The sequence below is a fragment of the Pseudomonas sp. Irchel 3H7 genome (assembly GCF_900187605.1).
In the GTDB taxonomy this organism is placed as follows: Bacteria; Pseudomonadota; Gammaproteobacteria; order Pseudomonadales; family Pseudomonadaceae; genus Aquipseudomonas.
Genome location: NZ_FYEA01000001.1, coordinates 107,909 through 125,181 on the forward strand (window position 1 = coordinate 107,909; position 17,273 = coordinate 125,181).

At 59.5% G+C, this 17,273-nt stretch carries 15 protein-coding genes and 1 pseudogene; 9 read left to right on the top strand and 7 right to left on the bottom strand.

Annotated elements, in window-relative coordinates; genetic code table 11:
- Positions 1 to 92: 92 nt before the first annotated feature.
- Positions 93 to 2,380, bottom strand: a pseudogene (gene metE / locus CKW38_RS00440) (5-methyltetrahydropteroyltriglutamate--homocysteine S-methyltransferase).
- 422 nt (positions 2,381 to 2,802) lie between these two features.
- Here metE and CKW38_RS00445 point away from each other — a divergent pair.
- Positions 2,803 to 4,179: a pyridoxal-phosphate dependent enzyme gene (locus CKW38_RS00445; protein WP_095111476.1), complete on the top strand. Its 1,377-nt coding sequence runs from the start codon at positions 2,803 to 2,805 to the stop codon at positions 4,177 to 4,179.
- Positions 4,176 to 5,348 carry a cystathionine gamma-synthase gene (locus CKW38_RS00450; protein ID WP_007918059.1) on the top strand — a complete coding sequence of 391 codons (1,173 nt, stop codon included), beginning with the start codon at positions 4,176 to 4,178 and terminating at the stop codon, positions 5,346 to 5,348. The genes CKW38_RS00445 and CKW38_RS00450 overlap by 4 nt, the downstream gene beginning before the upstream one ends.
- 570 nt (positions 5,349 to 5,918) lie before the next feature.
- Here the strand turns inward: CKW38_RS00450 and CKW38_RS30090 are convergent.
- Complete coding sequence (locus tag CKW38_RS30090) at positions 5,919 to 6,128, bottom strand: hypothetical protein (RefSeq protein WP_176472259.1); 210 nt, start codon at positions 6,126 to 6,128, stop codon at positions 5,919 to 5,921.
- Between CKW38_RS30090 and CKW38_RS30095 the strand changes: the two genes are divergently transcribed.
- From CKW38_RS30095 to yecR, 4 genes are all read left to right on the top strand, one after another.
- Positions 6,127 to 6,498, top strand: coding sequence for a hypothetical protein (locus tag CKW38_RS30095; protein ID WP_176472260.1), 372 nt, complete (start codon positions 6,127 to 6,129; stop codon positions 6,496 to 6,498). The genes CKW38_RS30090 and CKW38_RS30095 overlap by 2 nt on opposite strands.
- A gap of 18 nt (positions 6,499 to 6,516) precedes the next feature.
- Positions 6,517 to 6,702, top strand: a complete 186-nt coding sequence (locus CKW38_RS30100) for a hypothetical protein (protein ID WP_176472261.1) — start codon at positions 6,517 to 6,519, stop codon at positions 6,700 to 6,702.
- A 234-nt stretch (positions 6,703 to 6,936) separates the two neighbouring features.
- The gene (locus tag CKW38_RS00460; protein ID WP_007918063.1) at positions 6,937 to 7,251 is read left to right on the top strand and encodes a hypothetical protein; all 315 of its coding nucleotides are present in this window, start codon (positions 6,937 to 6,939) and stop codon (positions 7,249 to 7,251) included.
- A 32-nt stretch (positions 7,252 to 7,283) separates the two neighbouring features.
- The gene (gene yecR / locus CKW38_RS00465) at positions 7,284 to 7,592 is read left to right on the top strand and encodes a YecR family lipoprotein (protein ID WP_095111477.1); all 309 of its coding nucleotides are present in this window, start codon (positions 7,284 to 7,286) and stop codon (positions 7,590 to 7,592) included.
- 116 nt (positions 7,593 to 7,708) lie between these two features.
- On the opposite strand, the gene CKW38_RS00470 is transcribed toward yecR, so the two are convergent.
- A complete protein-coding gene (locus CKW38_RS00470; RefSeq protein ID WP_095111478.1) occupies positions 7,709 to 9,337 on the bottom strand; it encodes a hybrid sensor histidine kinase/response regulator in 1,629 nt (542 codons plus the stop codon).
- 115 nt (positions 9,338 to 9,452) lie between these two features.
- On the opposite strand from CKW38_RS00470, the gene CKW38_RS00475 reads away from it, so the two are divergent.
- Positions 9,453 to 10,052 (top strand): response regulator transcription factor, encoded by a 600-nt coding sequence (locus tag CKW38_RS00475; protein ID WP_007910868.1) that lies wholly within the window; start codon positions 9,453 to 9,455, stop codon positions 10,050 to 10,052.
- A gap of 93 nt (positions 10,053 to 10,145) precedes the next feature.
- On the opposite strand, the gene CKW38_RS00480 is transcribed toward CKW38_RS00475, so the two are convergent.
- Positions 10,146 to 11,144, bottom strand: a complete 999-nt coding sequence (locus tag CKW38_RS00480; RefSeq protein ID WP_007910866.1) for a bile acid:sodium symporter family protein — start codon at positions 11,142 to 11,144, stop codon at positions 10,146 to 10,148.
- A gap of 84 nt (positions 11,145 to 11,228) precedes the next feature.
- Between CKW38_RS00480 and CKW38_RS00485 the strand changes: the two genes are divergently transcribed.
- Positions 11,229 to 12,017, top strand: coding sequence for a helix-turn-helix domain-containing protein (locus CKW38_RS00485; protein WP_095111479.1), 789 nt, complete (start codon positions 11,229 to 11,231; stop codon positions 12,015 to 12,017).
- Here CKW38_RS00485 and CKW38_RS00490 read toward each other — a convergent pair whose 3' ends face one another.
- Complete coding sequence (locus CKW38_RS00490; protein WP_007910862.1) at positions 12,018 to 12,962, bottom strand: Dyp-type peroxidase; 945 nt, start codon at positions 12,960 to 12,962, stop codon at positions 12,018 to 12,020.
- A 164-nt stretch (positions 12,963 to 13,126) separates the two neighbouring features.
- Between CKW38_RS00490 and CKW38_RS00495 the strand changes: the two genes are divergently transcribed.
- Entirely contained in the window at positions 13,127 to 14,101 is a 975-nt protein-coding gene (locus tag CKW38_RS00495; RefSeq protein ID WP_007910861.1) for a TerC family protein, read from the top strand.
- A gap of 116 nt (positions 14,102 to 14,217) precedes the next feature.
- Here CKW38_RS00495 and CKW38_RS00500 read toward each other — a convergent pair whose 3' ends face one another.
- Positions 14,218 to 15,318, bottom strand: a complete 1,101-nt coding sequence (locus CKW38_RS00500) for a polyamine ABC transporter substrate-binding protein (protein WP_007910859.1) — start codon at positions 15,316 to 15,318, stop codon at positions 14,218 to 14,220.
- Positions 15,319 to 15,567: 249 nt separating this feature from the next.
- Entirely contained in the window at positions 15,568 to 16,974 is a 1,407-nt protein-coding gene (locus tag CKW38_RS00505; RefSeq protein ID WP_095111480.1) for a cytosine permease, read from the bottom strand.
- Positions 16,975 to 17,273: the final 299 nt, after the last annotated feature.

The window sequence follows — 17,273 nt, forward strand, 5'->3', positions numbered from 1 at the left end:
GGTGTGTCAGTCACCGATGATTTGACTGACACACCGCTATCGCGAGCAGGCTCACTCCTACAGGGGTTGTGTTTATTCAGGTGGTTAAGGTGTCAGGCCAGCTCTTTACGCAATTGCCGGGCGGCGGTGACCATATGCACCAGCGCCGCTTCCGTCTCCGGCCAGCCACGGGTTTTCAGGCCGCAGTCCGGGTTGACCCATAGCCGCTCGGCCGGAATACGCTTGGCAGCCTTGCGCAGCAGATCAGCCATTTCCGAAGCATCCGGGATGCGTGGCGAGTGGATGTCGTAGACGCCTGGGCCGATGTCGTTCGGGTAAGCGAAGGCTTCGAAGGCCTCCAGTAACTCCATGTCGGAACGTGAGGTTTCGATGGTGATCACGTCGGCATCCATCGCTGCGATGGACTCGATCACATCGTTGAACTCGCTGTAGCACATGTGCGTGTGGATCTGCGTTTCGTCGCGCACACCGGAGGCGCACAGGCGGAACACTTCTGTCGCCCAGTCCAGATAATGCTGCCACTGCGCCTGACGCAACGGCAGACCTTCACGGAACGCCGCTTCATCGATCTGCACGATCTTGATGCCGGCGGCTTCCAGATCCACCACTTCATCACGAATCGCCAGCGCCAGTTGCCGCGCCTGCACTTCACGGCTGACGTCTTCACGCGGGAACGACCACATCAGCATGGTCACCGGCCCGGTCAGCATGCCTTTCATGACCTTGTCGGTCAGGCCTTGAGCGTAGCGGATCCACTCCACGGTCATGGCTTTCGGGCGGCTGAGGTCGCCGAAGATCACTGCCGGTTTGACGCAGCGCGAACCGTAACTCTGCACCCAGCCAAACCGGGTGAATACGTAGCCGTCGAGTTGCTCGGCGAAGTACTCGACCATGTCGTTGCGCTCGGCTTCACCGTGTACCAGCACATCGAGGCCCAGACGTTCCTGGATTTCCACCGCGTGGCGAATTTCGCTGTGCATGGCTTCGGTGTATTCGGCTTCGGTCAGCTTGCCTTGTTTTACGACTGGCGAGCGAGGCGGATTGATGCGGTTTGCGGGAAAGAACCGATCGTCGTGGTCGGGAACAGCGGCAGATCCAGACCGGCACGCTGCTTGGCGATGCGCTGGGGAAACAGCGACTGACGCTGGCTGTCCTTGGCCGTAATCGCGGTGACACGGGCCTGAACAGCCGGTTTGTGAATACGCGGCGAAGCGGCACGCGCAGCCTGCACCGAACGGCTTTCGGTCAGTGCGCGCAGCACTTTCGGCGCTTCGGGTTCATTGACGGCATGCGCCAGAATCGCCACTTCTTCGCACTTCTGCACAGCGAAGGCCAACCAGCTTTTCAACTCGGCATCGAGCTTGTCTTCGCGGCCCAGATCCACCGGGCTGTGCAGCAGCGAGCAGGACGGCGCCACCCACAAGCGATCACCCAAACGCTCATGGGCATGGCGCAACGTCGCCAAGGCGTTTTCCAGATCGCAACGCCAGACGTTACGGCCGTTGACCACGCCCAGGGACAACACCTTGTAGGCCGGCAGACGATCGAGAATGGTCGGATACTGCTCCGGGGCGCGCACCAGATCGATGTGCAGACCGTCGACCGGCAGGTTCGCCGCCAGACCGAGGTTTTCTTCCAGACCACCGAAGTACGTGGCGAGCAGTTTTTTCAGCGGATCACGCTGAATCTGGTTGTAGGCACGCTCGAAAGCGTTCTTCCATTCCTGCGGTAGGTCGAGTACCAGAATCGGTTCGTCGATTTGTACCCACTCGACACCTTGAGCAGCGAGGCGCGCGAAGATCTGCCCATACAACGGCAGCAAGCGATCAAGCAGTTCCAGCTTGTCGAATTCGGCGCCCTTGGCCTTGCCCAGCCACAGATACGTCAACGGGCCAATGATCACCGGTTTGACGTTGTGGCCCAGCGCACGGGCTTCTTCGACCTCTTCGAACAACTGCTCCCAGCCCAGTTGAAACTGCTGATCAGCGCTGAATTCCGGGACCAGGTAGTGGTAGTTGGTGTCGAACCACTTGGTCATTTCCTGGGCGTGCGCCCCGCCGCAGCAACTGTCGCTGACGCCACGGGCCATGGCGAACAGGGTGTGCAGATTGGCTTTGCCATCGTGCGGGCGGAAGCGCTCAGGGATCACACCGAACATCAGCGAGTGCGTCAGCACCTGGTCGTACCAGGCGAAATCGCCGACCGGCAGCAATTCGATGCCAGCGTTTTTCTGCAAGTCCCAGTGGGCCTTGCGCAGCTCGCGACCGACTTCACGCAGGCCTGCCTCGTTCAGTTCTCCTTTCCAGAACGCCTCTTGCGCTTTCTTCAGTTCGCGGTCGCGACCGATGCGCGGAAATCCAAGGGAATGGGCCAGTGCCATAACAAACAACTCCAGTGTTCTGTTGATGGCGGCCATTGTCGGCAGTGGTCGCTAGTGAGACAAACTCAATTTAATCTTGATCAACACAAGTTTCCCTCATGATCAAATGATCGCAGTCTGTCTCCTGAAAACACTCCGAGGTGAGAGCGTTTGGCACGGCTGAACGTTTTTTGCGGCGGGAAACTTGTCGGCAATTCAAGCTGTTCGTCGCCATGAAGACGCCCTTTGAAAACTCGATGACGCCTCTGTGTAAACGCTCTCGAACCCGCCCCGGCAGGTCTTTGATTTCGATCTATCGTTAGATCGAAATGGCTGAATTGGCGACCGACTAAAGGTTGCGACAGCTGATGTCTGAGCCTATGTTGCACGCGAGTCTTTTCCCCGCGATTGGAACGCGATCAACACCACCAAGAGGTGAAGAAATGTCAAAGGAATCACGCCCTGCCGTACTTGGGCTGATAGGCAACACTCCGCTTGTGCAGGTCACCCGCTTTGATACCGGGCCGTGCACACTGTTTCTCAAACTTGAATCGCAGAACCCTGGGGGTTCGATCAAGGATCGCATCGGTCTGGCGATGATCGACGCCGCCGAGCGTGATGGTCGTCTGCAACCCGGCGGCACCATCGTCGAAGCCACCGCCGGCAACACCGGCCTGGGTCTGGCCCTGGTAGGCCGCGCCAAAGGCTATCGCGTGGTGCTGGTGGTACCGGACAAAATGTCCACCGAGAAAGTCCTGCACTTGAAGGCCATGGGTGCCGAAGTGCACATCACCCGCTCCGATGTCGGCAAGGGTCATCCCGAGTATTACCAGGACGTCGCCGCCCGTTTGGCAAAAGACATTCCCGGCGCGTTTTTCGCTGACCAGTTCAATAACCCGGCCAACCCGTTGGCCCACGAATGCAGCACCGCGCCGGAGATCTGGGCGCAGACCGAACATGATCTGGATGCCATCGTTGTCGGTGTCGGCTCGGCCGGCACGCTGACCGGTCTGAGCCGCTTCTTCAAACGCGTGCAGCCGGATCTGGAAATGGTCCTCGCCGACCCGGTCGGTTCGGTGATGGCGCAATACAGCCGCGATGGCTCGCTGCCGACGCCCGGCTCATGGGCCGTGGAAGGCATCGGTGAGGACTTCATTCCATCGATCACCGACCTCTCCAGCGTGCGCCACGCCTACTCGATCAGCGATGAAGAAAGCTTCGACCACGCCCGTCAGTTGCTCAAGGCCGAAGGCATTCTCGGCGGCTCCTCGACCGGCACCCTGCTCGCCGCCGCATTGCGTTATTGCCGCGAACAGACCGAGCCGAAACGCGTGGTGAGTTTTGTCTGCGACACCGGTACGCGCTATCTGTCGAAGGTCTACAACGACCAGTGGATGACCGATCAAGGCCTGTTGCAGCGCAAGGGTTACGGTGATTTGCGTGACCTGATCGCCCGCCGCTTCGAGGACGGCCGCGTGATCAGCGTCGGCCCTGACGACACCCTGCTGACCGCGTTCCAGCGCATGCGCCTGGCGGATGTTTCGCAATTGCCGGTGCTGGTGGAAGGCAAGCAACTGGTCGGTGTGATCGACGAATCCGACATCCTGCTGGCGGTGCACGAAGACGCCGCGCGCTTCAGCCAATCCGTCTCCAGCGTGATGACCGACAAACTGCAAACCCTTGCCCCTGGCGCCAGCCTTGCCGAGCTGGAAACGGTGCTCAGCCGTGGCCTCGTCGCGATCATTGCCGATGCATCGGGCTTCCATGGCCTGATCACTCGCACCGACATGCTCAACCAATTACGGAGATCCCTCGCATGAGTCAGCACGACGATAAATCCCAAGGCTTCGCGACCCGGGTGATCCACGCCGGGCAGACGCCGGACCCGACCACCGGCGCGCTGATGCCGCCGATCTACGCCAACTCCACGTACCTGCAAGACAGCCCCGGCGTGCACAAGGGTTTCGATTACGGCCGCTCGCACAACCCGACGCGTTTTGCCTTGGAACGCTGCGTGGCGGACCTGGAAGGCGGCACTCAGGCGTTTGCCTTTGCTTCCGGGCTGGCAACGATTTCCACGGTGCTCGAACTGATCGATGCCGGTTCGCACGTCATCTCCGGCAATGACTTGTACGGCGGCACGTTCCGCCTGTTCGACAAGGTCCGTCAGCGCAGTGCCGGACACCGTTTCAGCTACGTCGATCTGACTGACCTGGCGGCGTTCGAAGCGGCGCTGCAGGACGACACACGCCTGGTGATTGTCGAGTCACCGACCAACCCGCTGCTGAGCCTGTCGGACCTCGCCGCTATCGCCCGTATCTGCCGTGCACGCGGGATCATCAGCGTGGCCGATAACACCTTTGCCAGCCCATATATTCAGCGGCCGCTGGAGTTGGGTTTCGACATCGTGCTGCACTCGACCACCAAGTATTTGAACGGCCACTCCGATGTGATCGGTGGGATCGCCGTGGTCGGCCAGAACCAGGAACTGGCCGAGAAGCTGGGCTTCTTGCAGAACGCCGTCGGTGCGATTGCCGGGCCGTTCGATGCGTTTCTGACCCTGCGCGGGGTGAAAACCCTGGCATTGCGCATGGAGCGTCATTGCAGCAACGCACTGGATCTGGCGCAGTGGCTGGAACAGCAGCCGCAGGTCAAACGCGTCTACTACCCGGGGCTGGCCTCGCATCCACAGCATGAGTTGGCCAAGCGCCAGATGCGCGGTTTCGGCGGGATGATTTCCGTGGATCTGAACAGTGATCTGGACGGTGCACGCCGTTTCCTCGAGAACGTGAAGATCTTCGCCCTCGCGGAAAGTCTCGGCGGCGTGGAAAGCCTGATCGAGCACCCGGCGATCATGACCCACGCAACCATTCCGGCTGATACCCGCGCAAAACTGGGGATTGGCGATGGCCTGGTGCGTCTGTCGGTGGGCGTTGAAGACGTTGAAGACCTGCGCGCCGACCTGGCGCAAGCGCTGCAATCGATCTGACCTGGCAAGAACGACAAAGCCCGCACGAAGCGGGCTTTGCTGTTCGAGTAGGCGGCCAGTGCTGGTCTCTGGCTTACAAGGTTTATCGGGCTTCCCACAGTACCGGGTCAAATTGAAAGTTAGTGCCTCGGCTGCTTCACACGGCATAAGGGCTGGATCTCAGCGCGGAGATCTTTCTAACCGTGTACCTTTCGGAGCGCGCCCCACGCCCCCTTGCTATCCGATTGCGCATCAGTCTGCGTCTTCGCCTACACCTTTGAGCCTAGCAAAGCCTCGTGGACTTGAATCAGAGTTTTTAGACTGATTTGAGCTTTGCTCAAAACGGGCAGGAAGATAAGCGCCTAAAGGCCGCCGATCCCCCCGCCGTACCGCCTCGCTATCGCGATCTATACTCAATCAGTTCGATCATGATTCTGTCGACACCCGCACGCCTGACGGTGTGCCCGTGCCTTTCGCCCACCAGACTGACCCAGGCCAATGAGTCATAACGCCAGCGAACAAGCGGCGGACGATGCCTTATCGCTTTGTGGCTGCCGGGTCATGGAGAAAACTATGAAACACAAGCTGTTGTCAGGCGTGCTTCTGGCGGTCGTGGCGACCGTGGTGGTGCCCAATGTCTGGGCTGCACAACCGCAGGCGTTGGCTTCCGATGGATCGGATCATGTCGGGGCCGGAGCGGTGGCTTCTGATGGTGCCGATCATGTCGGTGCAGGTGCGGTGGCTTCCGACGGCGCCGATCATGTCGGCGCAGGCGCGGTAGCCTCCGACGGTGCTGATCATGTCGGTGCAGGCGCCGTGGCTTCTGATGGTGCTGATCATGTCGGCGCGGGTGCGGTCGCTTCTGATGGTGCTGATCATGTCGGTGCAGGTGCGGTGGCTTCCGACGGTGCTGACCATGTCGGCGCTGGCGCAGTCGCTTCTGATGGTGCTGATCATGTCGGTGCGGGCGCAGTCGCTTCTGATGGTGCCGATCATGTCGGTGCGGGCGCAGTCGCTTCTGATGGTGCCGATCATGTCGGGGCAGGCGCAGTCGCTTCTGATGGTGCCGATCATGTTGGCGCGGGTGCGGTCGCCTCTGATGGCGCCGATCATGTCGGTGCAGGCGCAGTCGCTTCAGATGGTGCCGATCATGTCGGGGCAGGCGCTGTAGCTTCCGACGGTGCTGACCATGTCGGTGCGGGCGCAGTCGCTTCTGATGGTGCCGATCATGTCGGTGCGGGCGCAGTCGCTTCTGATGGTGCCGATCATGTCGGTGCAGGCGCATTGGCGGCAGATGGCGCCGATCGCACCGGCGTCAATCGGGTTGCCTATTCGCGTGTCGGCGTTGGTTCTGATCGCGTCGCCTCCGCACTGATGACCGGCAGTTATTCCGACCAGTTCAACAGTCCCCAGTAATCCTCCTTCGGCGCAACAGGCGGTTTTAGCGAGCTGCCTGTTGAGCGCCGCACTAGCACATTTGTGCTAATCGACCGGCCTGTCAGCTGGCGTTATATTCCCCCGCAACCCCCGATGTTCCTCAACGTTGCCAGTTCGCAGCGTGCGGGATCGTTGTGCCTGGAAATCAGAACAACACCAAGGAAGAAACACCATGAAACTCCATGCAAACCTTACCAAAATCGCCGTATTCGGTGCCGTGCTGCTCAGCGTGGCCGCCTGCCAGACCGTGAAACCGACTGAAGCGAGCATGAAAGAACGCGCTCAGACGGTGATCGGTAAACCGGTGTCGAAAATCGACAACATCCGCAACGACAGCACCCTCACCTACTACACCGCGTACACCCCGGCCGGGGAATACAACTGTGAATTGCCCAGCGGCGTAATCATCGCCGTGGCCAGCATGGGCATGATGTCGCCGCCGCTGTCGTGCCTGCCGAAAGGCGCCTCGCCAATCCCGCTGCAATAACTTCTCCGCCCGGTAAAGGACTCCGTTTGCTCATGAAAATCTTGATCGCGACACTCACCCTCAGCGCCCTGTTCCTCACTGGCTGCGCCACGCCAAAACAATGGGAAGCCACTGGCGGCAGCAAAAACGATGGCATCGTCCAGGTCTCCTATGAACTGGGCCAATTCGAAAGCGGCCAGACCAGCGCCGAACAAGGCCTGACCGTCGCCGCACAACGCTGCAAGACCTGGGGCTACAAGAACGCCGAAGTGACCGGCTCGGAGAAAAACATCTGCCGCACCATGGGCCAATACAACTGCCTGCAAACCATCATCACCCAGGATTACCTGTGCAAACGCTAGACGCTTGACCCTGTAGGAGCTGTCGAGTGCAACGAGGCTGCGATCTTTTGATCTTGCTCTTCTCATCAGCATCAAAAGATCGCAGCGTGCCGCAGCTCCTACAGCCCCATGGACACCTACAAGGCATTTTCGGTGGGTTCGGGCTGGCGATCGCGCAGGGCTCGCAAGGTCGCGCGCAGTTCGGCCGGGCGTACCGGTTTGGACAGGATGGCGATGTCGCGGTCGTGCAGGGCTGCCTGGATTTTCTCGACGTCATGCCCGGTGATGATCATCGCCGGTACCGCCCAACCGCGCTGCCTGCGCACATCATCAATACATTCGATGCCGGTGGCATGGGTGCCGAGGTCATAGTCGGCGACGATGATGTCGCAGTCGGTGACCAGATCCTGAGCCGTCAACTCGGCCTGAACCACACAGCCCCAGCGCTCCAGCAACGCTGAAGTCGCCAGCAGCACATTGCGGTCATCTTCCACCAGGCACACCTTCAGCCCGGTCAGCAAACCGACTTGGCGCGCCTCATTCCGATTAATCGTTAACGGCGCTGGCGCGGCGATCGGCAACCCGTACAAAGTCACCGCCGTTCCGCGCCCAAGCCGCGAACGCAGAGTAACGCCGACACCAATCAACTCACCCAGACGCTTGACGATCGACAGCCCCAAGCCCACGCCTTCGACGTCTTTATCGCGCACTTGCCGTACCCGATAAAACTCCTCGAACACCTTGGCCTGATGCTCCTCGGCGATACCGTTGCCACGGTCATAAACCACGATTGACAGCCCTGCCCCGTGCCGACGCACACCGATCAATACCGGCCGATGCGCACCGTATTTGAAGCAGTTGGACAGTACGTTCTGCACCATGGTCGCGAGCAACGCCGGATCCGTGCGCACCCAATATTCACAGGGGCGCACATGCAATTCGACCCCGGCCCAACGCGCGGCTTCAGCGTTCTGGCGAATCAGATCCGCGAGCCATTCCCCTAAATTGAGGGTTTGCAGTTTGGGCAGAACCCGGCCGTTATCAAGGGTGTACAGATCGAGAATCGAGCGGAACAGTTGCGAAACGTTGAGCAACGAACGGTCGATATTGTCGACCAAGCGCCGTTCCTCCTCGCCCAGTCTCGACTCACGCAGACAGGCAGTAAACAGACCGATGGAATGAATCGGCTGACGCAAATCATGACTGGCCTGGGCGAGAAACCGCGACTTTTCCAGATTCGCCGCCACCGCCTCTTCGGAGGCCTTACGCGTGCGTTCCAGCAACAAGTGCGCATAGAACGGAATCACCGTGCTGGTGAGCATCAGCATCAACACCATGAACGGTTGCGCCTGCCACACCGGCGTCAGGCGATAAACACACAGCAATGCCAGCAGCGCCAGCGCCGTGGCAATCGCCAGATAGCGCGAGCCATAGCGCATGCCATTGCCGAGGTTGACCCAGATGATCACCGCGTACAGCGGCAACGCCATCTCGCCGCCCACCACCAGACCAAAGCAGGTGCCGGTGTAATCATGGATCATGGCGAAAATCCGTCGCGCCGGGTAATGCCCTGGCCAGCGCGCAATCGCCTGACGCAGGGCGATCGAGGCCAACAAAAACACAATGATGTAGGTAATGATCGGCAGGTATGTATCGAAGCGCTGGCCTGGCAAAAAACCCAGTATCAGCATGTAAACCACGGCAATACTGGCAATGATAATGCGCAGGTTGGCCTGATCGAGTTCGGTGTTTTTCTCGAACTTCATGGTTAAACGTCCTTGTGCGGCAATCGTCAGTTTCCGAATCAGCCTACAGGCAACCTTCGCGCCCGGTGCTAAGGTGCAAGCCTTGAGTAACGCCTGACCCAGGGAGGGTCATGCCATGACCTGCCGAATTATCATAGCCGACGATCACCCGCTGTTTCGCGAAGCGATGCTGCGCACGGTGCAGCGATTGCTGCCCGAAGCCGTTATCGAAGAAGCGGGCGATCTCGACGCCGTACTGGCGCTGCTGCCTTTGGGCGAGCCGGACACATTGATTCTCGACTTGCGCTTCCCCGGGCTCACGTGTGTGAGCCAGCTCGCCGAACTGCGTCGACGCTTGCCGCGTACCACGCTGATTGTGGTGTCGATGGTCGATGATGAGTCGTTGATCAGCGAAGTCATGACCGCTGGCATTGACGGTTTTATCGGCAAAAACATTGCCCCCGATGAAATCGGTCAGGCGATTCTGGCGATTCGTGAAGGTGAGGTGCTGGTGAAGTTTGCGCCGTCCGGCTTGCTGCCGCTGGAAACCGGCGCCGCCCTTACGCCTCGTCAGCAAGACGTCCTGCGCTTGATCGCGCAAGGCAAGACCAACAAGGAAATCGCCCGTGAACTGGATATTTCCCCGTTCACGGTGCGGATTCATGTGTCTTCTTTATTACGCACACTGAACGTGCCCTCACGGGCGGCTGCCGTGAAATACGCCGGAACTCTGTAGGAGCTGCCGAAGGCTGCGATCATTTGACTTTGTTTTTTAAAAGACAAGATCAAAAGATCGCAGCCTTCGGCAGCTCCTACACGAGGCGGTGCGTTATGGATCGACTTGCGCCATCAGCTCCGGCACCGATTCCGGCCGTTTCGCATAACGCTGAGCGAGCACCGCGCAGACCATCAATTGAATCTGATGGAACAGCATCAACGGCAGAATCAACACACCAATCGTGCTACCGGCAAACAACACCTGCGCCATCGGCACACCGGTGGCCAGGCTCTTTTTCGAGCCGCAGAACAAAATGGTGATGCGATCTTCCTGGCTAAAACCGAACGCCTTGCCGAGCAGCGTCGACGCCAGCAAGACCAGCGCCAGCAGGATGCAGCAAACCACCACCAGCCCCAGCAACTCGACCAGCGGGATCTGATGCCAGATGCCTTCGTTGACCGCTTCACTGAATGCGCCGTAGACCACCAACAGAATCGAACCCTGATCAACGAACTTCAGCCAGTTCTTGTTGCGCCCCACCCACGCGCCGATCCAGCGACGGGCGATCTGCCCGGCAATGAATGGCAGCAACAACTGCACGCTGATTTTCAGAATCGCATCCAGCGTCGATCCGCCATCACCGTGGACGTCGAGCAGCAGCGTCACCAGCAATGGCGTGAGGAAAATCCCGAACAGGCTAGAAGCTGCCGCGCTGCAGATCGCCGCCGGAATATTACCGCGCGCCAACGAGGTGAAAGCGATCGCTGACTGCACCGTGGCCGGCAAGGCGCACAGGTAAAGCATGCCCATATACAGCTTGTCGCCGATCAGTGGAGACAACAGCGGTTTCAGCGCCAGCCCGAGAATCGGGAACAGCACAAAGGTCAGGCCAAATACCAGCAAGTGCAGGCGCCAGTGCCCGGCACCGGCGATGATCGATTCGCGGGACAGTTTGGCGCCGTGCAGGAAAAACAGCAGCGCGATGGCGATGTTGGTCAGCCAGCCGAAGCCGACGGCGACCTGGCCGCTGGCCGGCAGGAAACTGGCCAGCAGTACGACGCCGATCAGCGTCAGGGTGAAGTTGTCGGGCAAAAAGCGTGGGCGAGTCATGGTCGGTTCATCCGGGGGTTGCCAGGGCGTGCCGACGACTCTAACGTGGCTGCGAATTACCGACTAACGCCGAAGGGCCACAAGATGCCGCCTAAAGGACATGACAAAAGCGTTCGGCGCAGCATTCCCGGGCTGCCCAGCCTGCCGCGTCCACTGTACGGGCGCACCGAATCGCTGCCCAATCGCGCGCTGACCCGGCGCCACAGTCACCCGTGGGTGCAGTTGTCCTATGCGATTCAGGGTGTGCTGGAAATCCAGACCAGCGCCGGCCGCTTTGTCGCCCCGCCCGAACGCGCGGTGTGGATCCCGGCGGGCGTACCGCATCGGGTGTTCAGCTCGCCGCACACGGAAATGCGCAGCCTGTACATAGATTGCAGCGTTGCCGGATGGGCGCTCGAGCGCTGTCATGTACTCGGCGTCAGCGATCTGCTCAGGGAGCTGATCCGCGCGTTCAGTCAGGTTCCGGTGGAGTACGACCAGAGCGGCCCGCATGGACGTCTGGCGCAAGTGATCCTCGATCAACTGGCCGAAGCGCCGCAGATCGACCTGATGCTGCCGCTGCCGCAAGACGCGCGCTTGAAGCAGATCTACCAGAGCCTTGAACAACACCCGGAACAACAGACCACGCTGAGCCACTGGAGCGAGAAGTTCGGCGTCACCGAGAAGACCCTGACCCGCCTGTTTCTGCGCGACACCGGCCTGACCTTCCGCGCCTGGCGCCAGCGCTTGCGCCTGCTCGGCGCGCTGACACCGCTGGAGAAAGGCGAACGCGTCACCGACGTCGCGCTGGCCTGCGGTTACGACTCGACATCGGCGTTTATTGCCGCGTTTCGTCAGCAGTTTGGGGAGACGCCGGGGGAGTTTTTTCGTTGATCAGCGATCCGCCAGCTCTTCCAGTAAATCCGCCGACGGCACGAAATACAGGCTACCGGTGACCGCCGTGCTGAAATCCAGCAACTTGTCGTAATTACCCGGCGGCTTGCCGACGAACATGTTTTCCAGCATCTGCTCCATCGGTTCCGGCGAGCGCGCGTAACCGATAAAGAACGTGCCGAACTCCCCTGCCCCCGGTCGGCCGAACGGCATGTTGTCACGCAGGATCTTCACTTCCTCGCCGGCTGCGTTGGTGATAGTGGTCAGCGCACTGTGCGAGTTGCTCGGTTTGACCGCGTCATCCAGTTCGATGTCGGAGAGCTTGGTGCGCCCGATAACGCGTTCCTGCGCTTCAACGCTCAAACCGTTCCACGCGGTCATGTTGTGCAGGTACTTTTGCACCAGCACATAACTGCCACCGCTAAAGCCCGGATCTTCGTCACCGACGATGGTGAAATTGACCGCTTTGCGTCCGACCGGGTTTTCCGTGCCGTCGACAAAACCGATGATGCTGCGCATGTCGAAATAGCGGAACCCCTGAACCTCGTCGACCACCGTCACCGCATCGCCGAGAACCGCCATGATTTGCGTGGCCAGTTCAAAACACAGATCCATTTGATCGGCGCGAATGTGCAGCAGCAGATCGCCCGGGGTTGCCGGCGCGTGCCGCCCTTCCCCGCCAAATTCGCGAAAACCGTGCAGCGATGCCGGGCGTGGATTACCGAAAAGTCGATCCCAGGCGTTCGAGGAAAAGCCGCAGATACAGGTCAGATTGCCTGTCGGTACGCGCTTGCCAACCGAACGCACCAGCCCGGCGACATCGCCGCACCAGTCTTTGACGGTTTGCGCGGCTTCAGCCCCGTCGTTGAGCGTCGCAACGATGAAAATCGCGCTGCTGGTGATCGGACTGCACACCGCTTGAGGTTCGAGAATGTCGGTATTCATCGCTGAAAACATTGCTCCGTAAAAAGTGCCCGAGCTGTTAACGAGGGCGGATAGTTCGTTTTTAACGAACTGTTGCGCAGAAATAAACGATTTTTCTTTGCCGCAAACTGGTCGCTAGCATGGCCTCGTCTGACCCCAATCCAAGAATAGACAGGGAGCGTGACATGCCAGCCACCAACATCAATATCGGCGAACCATGGATGTGGGGCGCCTTCATCGTCTTCGTACTTGCCATGCTGGCATTGGACCTGTTTGTCTTCGGTGGGCGCAAGGCGCATCGGGTCTCAGTGCGCGAAGCCTTGTCCTGGGTCATCGCCTGGTGCCTGCTGGCATTGAGTTTCGCCGCCCTGCTCTGGTGGTATCTGCACGGCGCGTTCGGCGCCGAGATTGCCCGGGAAAAAACCCTCGAATTCCTCACCGGTTATCTGATCGAGCAATCGCTGTCGATCGACAACATGTTCGTCTTCGTGATGATCTTCAGCTACTTCGCCGTGCCGCCGGAGCTGCAACGGCGGGTGCTGTTGTACGGCGTGCTCGGCGCGATCGTGATGCGCGCGGTGATGATTTTTGCCGGGGTGTGGCTGGTGTCGCAGTTCGAATGGCTGCTGTATGCGTTCGGCGTGTTCCTGATCTTCACCGGGATCAAGATGCTGGTGTTTGCCGACCACCAGCCGGACCTGGACAAGAATCCGCTGCTGCGCTGGGTGCGCGGGCATATGCGCATCACCAGTGGTTTTCACGGCGAACGGTTTTTCGTCCTGCAGAACGGCGTGCGCTGGGCCACGCCGATGTTTCTGGTGCTGGTGCTGATCGAGGCCAGTGACTTGATGTTCGCGGTCGACAGCATCCCGGCGATTTTCGCCGTGACGACTGATCCGTTCATTGTGTTCACTTCGAATATCTTCGCGATCATGGGCCTGCGCGCGCTGTACTTCCTGCTGGCGGACATGGCGGACCGCTTTCACTTGCTCAAGTACGGGCTGGCGATTGTGCTGGTGTTCATCGGCGGCAAGATGGTGTTGATGCCGTGGTTGCACATGCCGGTGGAATGGTCGCTGGCGGTGGTGGGCGGGGTCATCCTGAGTTCGGTTCTGCTGAGTCTGGTGATGACTAGAGAAACCGAACGCAGCACGGAATGACACACCACAAAACCTTGTAGGAGTGAGCCTGCTCGCGATAGCGGTCTGTCAAACGACGCGATGTTGACTGATCTGGCGCTATCGCGAGCAGGCTCACTCCTACAGGGGGAGCGGTGTTACTTATCGGACTTGATGTTGGTCCACACGCGGGTGCGTACACGCTCAAGTTTTTGCGGCAACGGCTGCACGACGTAGAGGTTTTTCAGCGCTTCCGGGGTCGGTGTCAGGTTCGGGTTGTCAGTGATTTCCTTGTTGATCAGCGGCATCGAATCCTTGTTCGCATTCGGGTAGCCGAGGAAGTCGCTGATCGGCGCAATCACTTTCGGGTCGAGCAAGGTGTTGAGGAATTCATGCGCCTCGGCGACGTTCTTCGCGCTCTTCGGAATGGCGAAGGTGTCGAACCAGATCGGCGCGCCTTCCTTCGGCAAGCGCCAGTCGACCACCACGCCGTTTTTCGCCTCTTTGGCGCGATTGCCGAACTGGTAGAAGCTGCCGGAATAACCGATGGCCACGCAAATATCGCCGTTGGCGATGTCAGTCATGTATTTGGCCGAGTTGAAGTAAGTCACGTACGGGCGAACCTTGAGCATCAGCTCCTTGGCTTTTTCATAGTCGGCGGGGTTCTGGCTGTTCGGGTCGAGGCCCAGATAATGCAGGGCCAGCGGTAGGATTTCCGTCGGCGAATCAAGCATCGCCACGCCGCAGGATTTGAGCTTTTCCATGTTCTCCGGCTTGAACACCAGATCCCAACTGTCCACCGGCGCGTTGTCGCCCAGTGCCGCTTTGACTTTGGCCGGGTTGAAGCCGATCAGCACGGTGCCGACCATGTAAGGCACGCCGTACTGGTTGCCCGGATCGTTCTTGCCCAGCAGTTTCAACAGTTCCGGGTCCTGGTGGCTCCAGTTCGGCAGTTTGGATTTATCCAGTTTCTGAAACACGCCAGCCTTGATCTGCGTTTCAAGGAACTGGTTCGACGGCACCACCAGGTCGTAGCCGGAGTTGCCGGTCAGCAGTTTGGCTTCGAGGGATTCGTTGGTGTCGAAGGTGTCCCAAGTCACTTTGATGCCGCTTTTTGCGGCGAAATCCTTGGGCACGGACGGCAGGATGTAATCCGCCCAGTTGTACACGCGCAGTTCGCGTTGCTCAGCCTGGACCGCGCCGGCCAACAGCGACAGCCCACACACAGTGGCACCCAGAATGCGTTTCATCGTGACCATGGTTGTTCCCCAAAAGGCAGCGTGAGTTCGATGGTTTTTATGTTCTGTACACGGCAGCGGCTGTAAAGGTAGCCAAGGGTAAAAAGGGTCGAGCGTCTCGTTGTGGTTTTGATTCTTGCTGACAGCGTAGCTGGAGCACAGTGGGGGATGGGCCAAAAGGGGATCGATGTGGCCAATTTGATTGACCGCCGGGATGCGGAAACAACAATGCCCGGCGAAGGGCCGGGCATTGTGCTGAAGCAGATCAGGTCAGTCGGTGTAACCCAACCTGGCCGCCCTGCTCTGCTGAGTCTGGCCGCGTGTCGCCAGGCAGTAATACAACGGAACGGTCACCACCAGGCCGACCAGCCAGGACAAGTCCGCGCCCTCAACCAGATTGGCGTACGGTCCGACGTACAGCGAGGTGTTGGCGAACGGCAACTGCACGAGGATGCCGATAAAGTACGCAATGATCGCGTGCTGATTGAAGCGCCCGTAAATCCCGCCATCGGCGCGGAAGATCGAGGTAATGTCGTAGCAGCCGCGCTTGATCAGATAGAAGTCGATCAGGTTGATCGACGCCCACGGCACCAGCACCAGCAGCAGCGCCAGAATCAAACCGATGAACTCGGAAATAAAATCCGCCGACGCGCCCAGCGCAACCACGCAGCAACCCGCGAGCACGACGCTCGACAACACGACGCGCACCTTGATGCTCGGCGTCCATTGGCTGGCGAAAGTCTGGATCGAGGTAATGATCGACAGCACCGCGCCATACAGATTCAGCGCGTTGTGGCTGATGATATTGAGCAGAAACAGCACCATCAGAATCGGCCCGAGCCAACCCGTCGACTGCTTGACCGCGACCATCGCTTCAGTGCCTTCCGGGGTCGCCAGCACGGCCACCGCGCCGAAGCTGAACGACAGAATCGTGCCCAGGGTCGCGCCCAGATAAGTCGCCCAGAACGGTTTGGCAATGCCAATATCCGCCGGCAAGTAACGCGAATAGTCGGACACATACGGCGAGAAACTGATCTGCCAGATGATCCCCAGCGACACCGTCGCCAGCCACCCCGACAGGTTAAAACTGCCGCGAGTGAGAAAGTCCGCCGGTAAGTCATGGGCGAAGATATAGATGAAACCGGCGAGCAACGCGCTGCCCATCACCCAGGTGCCAATGCGGTTCAGCGTGTGAATGAAGTTGTAGCCGATCACCCCGATCGCCGTGGCCGCGAGTGCGCCGATCAGAATGCTCAGCGGCGCCGGCACCGAGGGCGCGATGCCGACGATGGATTTGCCGGCGAGCACGATGTTGGAAATAAAGAAACCGATGTAGATCAGCGCGGCGAAGAACACGATCAACAGCGCGCCATAACGGCCGAACTGGCCGCGACTCTGGACCATCTGCGGAATGCCCATGCGCGGGCCTTGCGCCGACGCCAGCGCAATCACCACGCCGCCAATCATGTGTCCCAGCGCAATCGCCAGCAGCCCCCAAAGCAAATCGAGGTGGAACACCTGAACCACCATGGCGCCGGTGACGATGGGCAGTGGCGCAATGTTGGTGCTGAACCAAAGGGTGAATAGGTCGCGGGCCTTCCCGTGGCGTTCCGCGAGTGGGACGTAGTCGACCGTATGGTTCTCGATCAACGGATCTTGCCGGGACATCTGGGACATATGCATGAACTCGAGTTTGTCTGTTCTTATCGTTGTATGAAGCCAAACCGGGAGGACTCTATGGTCGCCCCTCAGATGCAGACCATATTATGGTATTCCAAACAATTCACAAGACTGATCCGCAGTTTGCGGCGCCATCTGATATGCCATGCTCGCTGAATCCGTGGCCTGCAGACCAGCCGAAAGCCCCGTAAATGCTGAGTTCCCGACGAACGCGGCACGTTTATCGGTTCAGCTTAAAAGCCCTTGCAAAGATTGAATACTGGTATACCATCAGACCAACAAACACATAAAAACAG